The following is a 9,542-nucleotide window of genomic DNA, read 5'->3' as shown; positions in this document are numbered from 1 at the left end:
ACGACTCAATTTGCTCGACCGTCAGCACATCAGCACACAGTCACATCAACGACAGGCGACGTTGATCGTCACCCCAGATGCGGTTGCAGTACTAGCGCCTCCAGGGCGACGCCACGCTTCAACGCGCCAGGAAGAAAAACACCTACTGAGTAGGGTCGGGGACTGGCGCGGTGGCTTCCGCTCCGTTTCCAGCCCTCGCCGCTTCAAACCGTGCGTGCGGTTCTCCCGCACACGGCTTTCCGACATCGTTCACCGACTGGCATGCGCCGTCGCCCTGTGCACGTTTCCGGTGAGGCGATGGACCCCGAGCCGGGTGATCCATCCGTAAGTGAATCGGGTGGTCCAGTTCCGGCCTCGGAGTCTGTGTTTCCGGCTGGCAAAGATGGCCAGCCGTTCGTGGACGTAGCCGTCGACCGCGTTGAACTTCCGCCCGGAGTTCCCGTTGCGGAAGTACGCCGCCCAGCCCCGAAGTACGGGGTTGAGGTCGGCGACCACGGCGGACACCGGCCGCTCGGTCTCCGAGCGGGCGGTGGCCGCGCGGATCTTGTCCCGCAGCACCCGCATCGCTCGGGCCGAGGGCCAACGTTGCAGGTAGAACCTGCCTCGCCACTTCCACGATTCCACCTTCCGGTGGTGGAAGCGTCGGGTAGCGGGGACGCATTGCTGCGTCCCCGCCCCCTAAGAACCGGGCGTGCCCGCTTTCCAGGCACCACGGCTCAAGCAAGCCCCGAGGACGACGAGGTTTCCGCGTCGGCGTCATGGCTGGTGCACCGCTCTTCCGGCAAGGATCTGCCGTCGGCAGTGCGCGTGGAGGAGCCGGTAGAAGGTCCGGTCCTGGCCGTCGACCTGTTCGACGATGTGCTGTTTCGCCAGCACCCGCCGGACGGTCATGAACCACTGTTCCCACTCGCGCGGGCTGTGCGGTTCGTGCTCGGCGTGCAGGAGGAATTCCCCGCATGCGGGACAGCGTCCGCCTTGGCTTCGCAGAAGCCGGGCGGTGTGCTCGTCCACGGGTGGGGCCTTCTTCTTGCGTCGCCGTTCGGTCCAGTACTCGGTCAGGGCAGGGTCATCCGGAGATGCTCTGCCGTGGACCGGGACATGCCGGACGATCTTCGTCCAGGCGAACTTGGTGAGGTAGGCGCCGCTGTCGCGGTCGCCGAACACCCATCGGTCCTGCCGGGACTTGTGGAACTTGCCGAAGTACCGGGTCGCGACCCAGCCCCTCGACTTGTTCGGATGCGAACGCCTGGCCCACCGGTAGGTGAGGTGCCAGACGTGATGGTCCAGGCCGGTGAAGACCCGGCCGGAGACCACGCTCCGGTAGTAGGCCGACCATCCCCGGATGACCGGGTTGAGCCGGAACACCACCGCGGCCGCGTTCGCGCCGTGCATGGAGCGCACGTCGGCGGTGAGCCGCTTCCGGAACCGCTTGACCGACTCCTTGCTGGGAGTGATGAGCAGCTTCCCGCTGCCCTGCCGGTCGACGTGGCGGCGGATGTCGAAGCCCAGGAACGAGAATCCGTCCTCAACATGGACGATGCGTGTCTTGTCCTCGTTGAAGCGGAGTCCTCTCGGCTCCAGCCAAGCCGTGAGACTGGCCTTGACCTGCTCGGCCTGCTCGCGGCTGTGGCACATCGCCACGTAATCGTCGGCGTATCTGACCAGCACAGGGCATCCTGTGACCGTCTCGGCGTCACTTCGGACGCTGGGCCGGTAGCGGACCCCTGCCGCTTTCTCCATTCCGTGCAGGGCCACGTTCAGCAGCATGGGGCTGATCACGCCGCCTTGGGGAGTTCCCTCCTCGGTCGGCGTGAACTCGCCGGACTCGATCACGCCGGCCTTCAGCCAGGCCCGGACCATGCCCCGCGCGGGGAAGGTGCCGAGACTGTCGAGAAGGTGCTCGTGGTCGATCCGGTCGAATGCCCCGGCCAGGTCCGCGTCCAGGATCCACCGGCGCTTGCTGCGGTTGCCGCAGAGCGTCTTGAAGATGACCTCGATCGCGTCCTGGCAGCCCCGTCCGGGCCGGAATCCGTAGGACCTCGGCTCGAACCGGGCCTCCCACTCGGGCTCCAGCGCATTCTTCACGCGTGCCTGCTGCACGCGGTCCGCGATTACTGGAATTCCCAGGGGGCGCTGTTTCCCGTTCGCCTTCGGAATGAAGACCCGCTTTACCGGCAGGGTTTTGAGGGGCGAGGCGTGACGGTGCATCCGCTCCGCCAATTCCCCTCGATCGCGGGAGGTCAGGGCGACCTCGCCGTCGACACCTGCCGTCTTGCGGCCAGCATTGCGCTGCGTGACCTGCCGCACGCTGAGCAGCGTGTTGCTCCGGTTCCGCAGCATGAGCTTTTGCAGGTTGCGGACCTTCTTGAGGTCCCCGTCCTTCGTCGCCTTGAAGATCCTCTGCCTCAGTCGCCGTACGTGGTCCTCGTGGGTGCGCCAGTTGATGGCGTCCCAGTCGGGGGCCGCGTCCTCCGGTCCGTTCACTCCGAGGGCCGCCATCGCGAGAGCGAATGCGTGTGCCGTCATCTGTGTCTAACTTGTCCTTCGGTTCCGGTACTTCAGCTTTGGTGCATCAAAGGCTCACCCGGTCCACGTCAGCTCCCTTTCGGGCCAGGCAGCTACCTGTATCCGGCCGGTTATGCGGGACAACCGCGAAGGGTGCGGTCATGACGTCCCGGGTTCCCGTCGCCTTTCGGCGTACCGGCATTGGCTTCTTGGACCGTCCTGCGCCCGCCGGGGAGTTGGGCCTCCCTCACGGTCGGCTTACCGGGACAAGTCCCGGACCCCGACGGGGTTTTCACGTTCCGCATGGTCGAGATCCGGCCGGGGTGGGCGCTCTCTGTACCCCGGGGCGGCGGTGTTCTCGCGGCTGGCTCCTAGTCACCAGCCGCCGCCTGCCGTTTCCCAACGGCCAGCCCTGCCCCCAGCAATCCATCCCATCTCCGAGGGTATCGATATCGAGGCATCATCGAGAGTTCGCGTGTACTCGCCCGTCCGGCCTTCCCCTTGCCTGTAGCCCCCGGATGGAGCGGGAGCCCTTGGGCGTCTTCCCTGAGCTTCGCACCCTGCCGTTATCAGCAACGCACGTCAGAGCGGGGACGGACCTGTGAACACTTATCCGGAGCTACGCTGCTGTCATCGTGCTCAGCCCTCCAATCAGCGCGCTCACTCGAACCAAGCGACATCGTGTCGCACCCAAGAAGTCGAAACCGTCGGTCATGTGCACGAGTCTGGTCTTGGCCGGTGACAGCCGAAGACCCAGAGGCTCCAGCACATGAGCGATGTCTTCATGCAGCGTTTCGACGTCGTCGCGAGTGCCGTGCACGAGGACGACGAAGTCGTCCGCGTAACGGACGACCCGCCACCTGGGCAGACCCAGATGACGACGTCGGTCCCGCCGGGAGCCGGTGCTCATCTCCCCGCCGCTCTTCCACGGCCTGTGCAGGTGCTCGTCGAGCGCCGACAGGACGATGTTGAAGATCAGCGGTGAAAGGATCCCGCCTTGCGGCGTGCCGGTGTGAGTGTCCTGGTACTGACCGCCCTCAGTGAGGACACCAGCCTTCAAGAACGCCTTGACCAGCTCCAGTATGCGCTTGCCCTTGACTCTGACCCGCACCGCGTCCATAGCGGCGCGGTGCGAGACGTTGTCGAAGGCCGCCTCGAAATCCGCATCCAGCACCCACCGATAGCCTCGGGTGCCGAAGTAATGGATCTCGGCGATCGCGTCCTGTGCCCGCCGCGCGGGCCGGAAGCCGTAGGAAACCGGCTCGAAGTCGGCCTCGAAAATAGGCTCCAGCACCAGTTTCAGCGCCGCCTGGACCAAGCGGTCCTCCCCCCGGGGAATCCCGAGCTTGCGGATCTTCCCCGAGCCACCGGGCTTGGGAATCGCGCGTTCGCGTGCCGGCATCGGGCTCCAGGCCCGTGCCTTGAGCCGCTCACGCACCTCGGCCAGGAAGGCCGGGACGCCGATCTCGGACTCGATCCAGCCGACCGTGCGGCCGTCCGCGCCCGGAGTCCGCGCCCCCTGATTACCCGCAACCCGGTCCCACGCGATTCGCAGCGTGGCCGGATCGTGCACGAGGTTGAACAGGTCATCGAACCTGCGACCGGGGTCGGCCGCCGCCCAACGGTGAAGCTTGGCCTGCATCTCCGATACCCGCTGACGGGGCCCCACTTCGGGGCCCGTTGGCGGAGCGTCGCCGTTCGGCGGCGCATCTTCCGGCATTGCAGCATTCTTCCCTTCTCGATACCGCTGCCGCCCTTCCCCGTGTGACCGGCTTTCCCGGCCTCGGAGTACTACGGCGGCTCCGCCCCCTCCCGGACCGATCAGTCGTCGGTGCACTCAGCCCCGCCACCACCGCCGGACGCGGCGTGAAGGGCAAGGACCGGGACGGTTCCCGTGTTCACTGTGGTTCGCTCGATGAAGGAGGAGCCCGACTGTGTCCCTGTGGCATCGCCGCGAGTACGCCGCAGACCTTCCCCGCGGCCTCCCGAGCGGCTCTTGTATACCGCCCCAGGAGTTCTCCAAATCACCCGAAGGAATGACCCGGATACGCGCCACACCCCGCCCCCATCCACCAGATTCGAGCCGGTGTCGCTTTAAGAGACGTCACACGCCGGTTCCTCCCGTACTCCTCTTCCATCACGCTCGCCGGACCCGCACCATCTGGCAGTACTGGCACGTCCCGGCTTTGTCAGGGCCGCTCTCGCCCTCTCCGGCACCACCCGGATCAGGCTGCCCTCAGCTTCAACACCCCTGCGGCGCAAACAAGATCTTCGACAGAGCCGGATCACCCGACCGTCGACATCCTGGCCGGTCAGGGTGGGGTTGCTCAGGCCGGGGTCGCACGAGGCGATCTCCCACCCACGGGCGACCCGGGCATCGGCAAACGGGGTGAAGGCCAGACCTGGCGGGAACATCGGCAGTTCAGCCGCCAGGGAGTCGGCAACAGGGGTGTCGCGGGCTGAGCGGGGCCCAACGGGACGCCGGGCCGGTGTCAGTCGTCGATCGCCTGGTAGAGCGTGGTCCAGAAGTCCTGGATGACCCGTGCCGAGTCCGGGGTGGACATCCCGACCTGGGTGAGCAGGATTCCGGTGATCTGGTTGTGGGGGTCGGCGTAGGTCGAGACGCCGCTTCCGCCGTCCCAGCCGAACTGGCCGACGGGTGCGTAGTCGCCGCGGTAGGTGCGCACCGCCATACCCATGCCCCAGCCGCCGTGTTGTCCCTGGCCGAACGAGATGTGGACGTTGTCGCGGGCCATGGCGTCGCGGGCGGCGTTCTGCTCGGGTGTGAGGTGGTTGGTGGTCATCAGCTCGACGGCGGGCCGGGACAGGATCCGCTCGCTCCCGTGCCTCCCATGGTTCAGCAGCATCCGGAAGTAGGCGTGGTAGTCGTCGACGGTGGAGACCAGTCCGCCGCCGCCGTCCTGGAACGCCGGAGGCGCGCTGTGGCGTCCCCCCGCGGCCTTGTCCCACACGAAGAACTCTCCGGTCTGGGGGTCGGGGGTGTAGAGGGGCGGCAGCCGGTCGATCTTGTCGGCGGGCACGTGGAAGCCGGTGTCCTGCATGCCCAGCGGGTCGAAGATGCGTTCGCGCAGGAACGTCTCGAACGACTGGCCCGTCACCCTGGCGACGAGCACGCCGAGGAGATCGCTGCTGATCTGGTACTGCCAGCGCTCCCCGGGCTGGTGCATCAGCGGAAGCGTGCCCAGGCGGCGCATCCACTCGTCCGGCTCGGGCATCGGCTCCGGCAGGTTGGGCGTGAGCCCCTGCTCGAAGACCGCGTTCATGATCGGGGTGCCCAGCGAGGTCATATCCATGCCGAGCCCGAACGTGGAGGTCAGCACGTCCCGTACGGTGATCGGCCGCCGCGCCGGCACGGTGTCGTCCAGCGGGCCGTCGATCCGCTTCAGCACCTGCCGGTCGGCGAGTTCCGGCAGCCACGGCTCCACCAGGTCGTCCAGCCGCAGCCGACACTCGTCCAGCAGGACCATCGCCGCCGCCATCGTGACCGGCTTGGACGTCGAGGCCATCCGGAAGATCGTGTCCCGGCGCATCGGCGCACCACCGTCATGAAGCATCGTCCCGACCGCTTCGACGTGTGTCTCATCACCCCGGCTGAACAGCGCTACCAGCCCGGGAATCCTTCCGGACTCGACGTGCCGTGCCAACACGTCGCGGATCCTGCGCAGCCCTGCTTCGGAGAAGGCGCTGTTGTTCGTTCCCATCATGAATCTCCCTGTGTGCGGTATCTCGTTCCGAGCGTCCCGACCCGGCGGCGGCCCGTGGCCTCGGTGAGCCGGGGCTCGATCGTGGGGACTGCCCCCGCGATGTCGTCGGCCTCCGCCCGTTCGGCGACGACACGAACGTTACGACGATTGCCACAGGCTTGGCAAGTAGTTGCCTAACTGATTTGCCAACCCGCTTCGGGGCGCCCGAGTTCAGCAGATCCATTAAGGCAAAGATTTGCCACCCTGTCGGCAAGCAGGTTAGGATCGGGGCGAAGGCACCAACCTGACGCCGGACGACGTCGTCACCACCCGCGGGAGTTCAGACATGCTCGAGCAGCCGGTGTTCGGCCGCCGACTCAGGCAACTGAGGACCGAACGGGGCCTGACCCTCGCCGCCCTCGCAGGCGAGGGCATGTCGACCGGCTACCTGTCCCGGCTCGAGTCCGGAGCACGGCAGCCCACCGAGCGGGCCGTGGCACATCTGGCCGCCCAGCTGGGCATCAGCCCGGCCGAGCTGGCACAGTCCACGGCCACGTCGCTGGTGCAGAGCCTGACGCTGGCCACCGGCCTGGGCCAGGACGAAGCCGGTGAGTCGCTCGCCAAGGCGCTGAAGGCGTCGGGCGGCGAGGAGCCGCTCCTTCGCTGGCAGGCACTGTGGCAGGTCGCCGAGTGGCGCCGCCGGCGCCAGGAGTTCACCGAACAGCGGACGAGTCTCGACGAGCTGGACGCGCTCAGCGCCGACATCGGGCTGCCCGAGCTTCAGGCCAGGGTGCTGGCCGAACTGGCCCGCTGCATGCGCAACACCGGCCAGGTCGACGACGCGGTCTCCACCTCGACGCGCGCCTACGAGCTGGCGAAGAACGAAGGCCTTCCCGCCCGGGTTCTGACGTCGACGCTGCTGGCCATGGTGTCGGCCCTCGCCGAAGCCGGGCGGCTTCCCGATGCCGCGCGATACGGCGACGAACTGCTCGCCGCGGCCGAGGGGCACTCCGCACTGCACTGGGCCGAGGCCCTGTGGACCGTGGCCAACATCCGAACCCGCCAAGGTGATCTCGATGCTGCTCAAGAGTTGATGGACCGGGCCATCGGCGGGTTCAACGGCCGGGACGACCTCACCGTATGGATGGGCATGCGTGTCAGCGCGGCCCGCCTCGACCTCCTGCACGAACCGCCGAAGACCCAGGCCGCCGAGCGGCGCATCGAGGAAGTGCAGGCGTGCATGCCGTTCGCGGGAACGCCGGCCATGGAGCAGCAACTGCTGGCTTTGCGCGCCCGCATGGCCATCCTGCAGGCCCGCCCCGCCGAAGCGCGCGCGCTGCTCGCCCAGCTGGAACGCTTCGATGACCTGACGCCGTATCAGGAACGGATCAGGCTCGACGTGCTGCGCAACCGGGTGCGGCTCATGGAAGGCGATCGCGAGGAGGCCATCACCGCCCTGCGCAGCCTCGCCGAACAGGCCCAGGCGAGCGGCAACATGGACCTCGCAGCGGAGATCTGGCGGCTGGTCGCCGAATCCCTCACGCAGTGACGCGGTACGGGACTTGCGGAGAGTGCTGTGACGGCCCTCGTCCCGGGGCGCTCCGGGCCACCCTGCCTGGGCCTCGGCCGGTGGCCTCTGGGCTTGTCTCGGGGACAGCTCCTGTCCATCCGAACTTCGTCGAACCGCAGCGCGGGATGGGCCCGCCGGGCGTGGGCGACCATGCCCGGGGAGAGGTCGAGCCCGAAGGCGTCCAGCCCCAAGACGTGCAGCATGGCCGTCAGATGACCGGGTCCGCAACCGACGTCGGCCGCCCGCAGGTTCCCCGTGCCACGCACGAGCTCGGCGAAGGTGCCGATCATGTTCCGCGCGATCGGCTGTGCCTCCAGCCGATCGGCGAACATCGACACATATAGCTCGACGACCCCGTCGTCGGCCGCCCTGGTCTCGTCCTGGTGGTCCGTCACGGGGAAGGAAACCAACACCCGTGCCGTTCCCCGCCGTTCTCCGGCCCCATACCGGCCCTTTCTCTCGGGACCGATCCTCCCGTCACCTGATCACGGGACGCCCCGGCAGTTCGGGTACTCCATCCGAAGGTGCATGACAGACCAGGGCAGATGACGGGCGAGCACGCCGAGCGGCTGGAGCAGCTCGGCATGCTCTGGTCGGTCGCCGATGCGGCGTTCCAGGAAAACCTGGAGGCGGCCCGCGCGTACTACGAGGTGCACTGGACGCTGTGCGCGCCCAGGACGGCGACCGCCCTGGACCGGCCGATCGGGCAGTGGCCGTCCAACCTGCGCCGGCCCGGCGCCCTCGCCGACCACCCGACATGGAAAGCCGCACTGGAAGACGTCGACGAGCACTGGAACCCGGACTGGGCACCGCACTGGCAGCGGCACTACGCCGCCCTGCGCGAACTGGTCGGCGAGGAAGAGGACCAGGCCGACGTCCTGCCCGGCGTCACCGTCCACGGCATGGACATCGGCAAGTGGCTCGCCCGGCAGCGCCGGCGCACCGTGTGGCAGGGCCTGATGGACAGGCAGCGTGAGCTGCTGGAGGCCGTCGGCGTCGTACCGCACCCGCCGGGCAGGAAGCACCCGCGGCGGCCCCAAGCGCGGCTTTGGGGCCTTCGAGCGGGGGTCGGCCGCGGCGCGGCAGTACATGGATCGGGAAAGGCACGCTGGCGAGGATTCCGCGCTTGCATATCGAGACCGTGCGGTACGACGGACGGGACATCGAGGTGCGGCTTGGGTGTGGCGCAGCAACATGCGCAGTCGGCAGGCGTCGCTGTCGCAAGCGCAGCGCCAGCAGTTGGTGGATCTCGGTCTGTTCGACTGACGAACCCCATCCCAACACCGCGCTACTCCCCGGGGCCACCGGGCGCACAGGCCTCCTCACAGGGACAAGTCCTGCGACCTCGGCGGGCGCGTCAGACCTGCGCGAGACTGTGGGCCCTGCCCCGGGGCGGTTGCGGCGCCGTCCAGCGTGTTTATCGCACCGATTCGCCAGGCTGACGACACCGGCACCCGCGGGAGGGCCGGCTCACCACTGTGCGATCCCGTGCCGGGCTGCACGGCAAGCAGGCTCTGGCGCAGCCGCCTCCCCTAACACGGATCAGTCATGGCTTTCGTAGCGACACGCAGCCAGCGGAGGGTGAGCAGGCGTCAGCAGTTCATCCGGAAGGGCTAATGGTCATTCAATCTGCCTGGTCTTCGAGCCGCTTCACATTCTGACGGAGCGCCAAGCAGGGCCGTATATACCCCGGTCGGCCCCCTGCCGCACAGCTTTCGATATGACCCGATATGACAGCTGTGACTACTTTTGGTCGCAGTCGG

The 9,542-nt window shown here is 67.7% G+C and carries 6 protein-coding genes and 1 pseudogene; 2 read left to right on the top strand and 5 right to left on the bottom strand.

The annotated features are described in order from the left end of the window. Positions 1-249 precede the first annotated feature (249 nt). The 4 genes from ACZ4MF_RS48240 to ACZ4MF_RS48225 all read right to left on the bottom strand — a co-directional run bounded on the left by ACZ4MF_RS48240 (position 250) and on the right by ACZ4MF_RS48225 (position 6,227). The gene (locus ACZ4MF_RS48240; RefSeq protein WP_467500720.1) at positions 250-624 is read right to left on the bottom strand and encodes a group II intron maturase-specific domain-containing protein; all 375 of its coding nucleotides are present in this window, start codon (positions 622-624) and stop codon (positions 250-252) included. A gap of 132 nt (positions 625-756) precedes the next feature. Further along, positions 757-2,526 (bottom strand): group II intron reverse transcriptase/maturase, encoded by a 1,770-nt coding sequence (gene ltrA, locus ACZ4MF_RS48235; protein ID WP_467500718.1) that lies wholly within the window; start codon positions 2,524-2,526, stop codon positions 757-759. A 598-nt stretch (positions 2,527-3,124) separates the two neighbouring features. Beyond that, on the bottom strand, positions 3,125-4,225 hold the full coding sequence (locus tag ACZ4MF_RS48230) for a reverse transcriptase domain-containing protein (protein ID WP_467500716.1): 1,101 nt from the start codon (positions 4,223-4,225) through the stop codon (positions 3,125-3,127). Positions 4,226-4,997: 772 nt separating this feature from the next. Then, complete coding sequence (locus ACZ4MF_RS48225; protein WP_467500722.1) at positions 4,998-6,227, bottom strand: serine hydrolase domain-containing protein; 1,230 nt, start codon at positions 6,225-6,227, stop codon at positions 4,998-5,000. A gap of 328 nt (positions 6,228-6,555) precedes the next feature. Between ACZ4MF_RS48225 and ACZ4MF_RS48220 the strand changes: the two genes are divergently transcribed. Continuing rightward, on the top strand, positions 6,556-7,758 hold the full coding sequence (locus ACZ4MF_RS48220; protein ID WP_467500714.1) for a helix-turn-helix domain-containing protein: 1,203 nt from the start codon (positions 6,556-6,558) through the stop codon (positions 7,756-7,758). Positions 7,759-7,871: 113 nt separating this feature from the next. On the opposite strand, the pseudogene ACZ4MF_RS48215 reads toward ACZ4MF_RS48220, so the two are convergent. Further along, positions 7,872-8,174 (bottom strand): annotated as a pseudogene (locus ACZ4MF_RS48215) (methyltransferase domain-containing protein); the annotation flags it as partial. Between the two features lie 129 nt (positions 8,175-8,303). Between ACZ4MF_RS48215 and ACZ4MF_RS48210 the strand changes: the two are divergent. Continuing rightward, positions 8,304-9,221, top strand: a complete 918-nt coding sequence (locus tag ACZ4MF_RS48210; RefSeq protein WP_467500712.1) for a helicase associated domain-containing protein — start codon at positions 8,304-8,306, stop codon at positions 9,219-9,221. Positions 9,222-9,542: the final 321 nt, after the last annotated feature.

This window comes from Streptomyces sp. NPDC025793 (assembly GCF_055558375.1).
The sequence above is the reverse complement of the archived record's forward strand: the minus strand, read 5'-3'. Positions and strand labels throughout refer to the sequence as shown.

What these genes read in the sequence shown, in the direction of transcription:
- ACZ4MF_RS48230 (WP_467500716.1), bottom strand. Translation starts at nt 4,225, where the DNA reads ATGCCGGAAGATGCGCCGCCGAACGGCGACGCTCCGCCAACGGGCCCC.
- ltrA (WP_467500718.1), bottom strand. Translation starts at nt 2,526, where the DNA reads ATGACGGCACACGCATTCGCTCTCGCGATGGCGGCCCTCGGAGTGAAC.
- ACZ4MF_RS48220 (WP_467500714.1), top strand. Translation starts at nt 6,556, where the DNA reads ATGCTCGAGCAGCCGGTGTTCGGCCGCCGACTCAGGCAACTGAGGACC.
- ACZ4MF_RS48225 (WP_467500722.1), bottom strand. Translation starts at nt 6,227, where the DNA reads ATGGGAACGAACAACAGCGCCTTCTCCGAAGCAGGGCTGCGCAGGATC.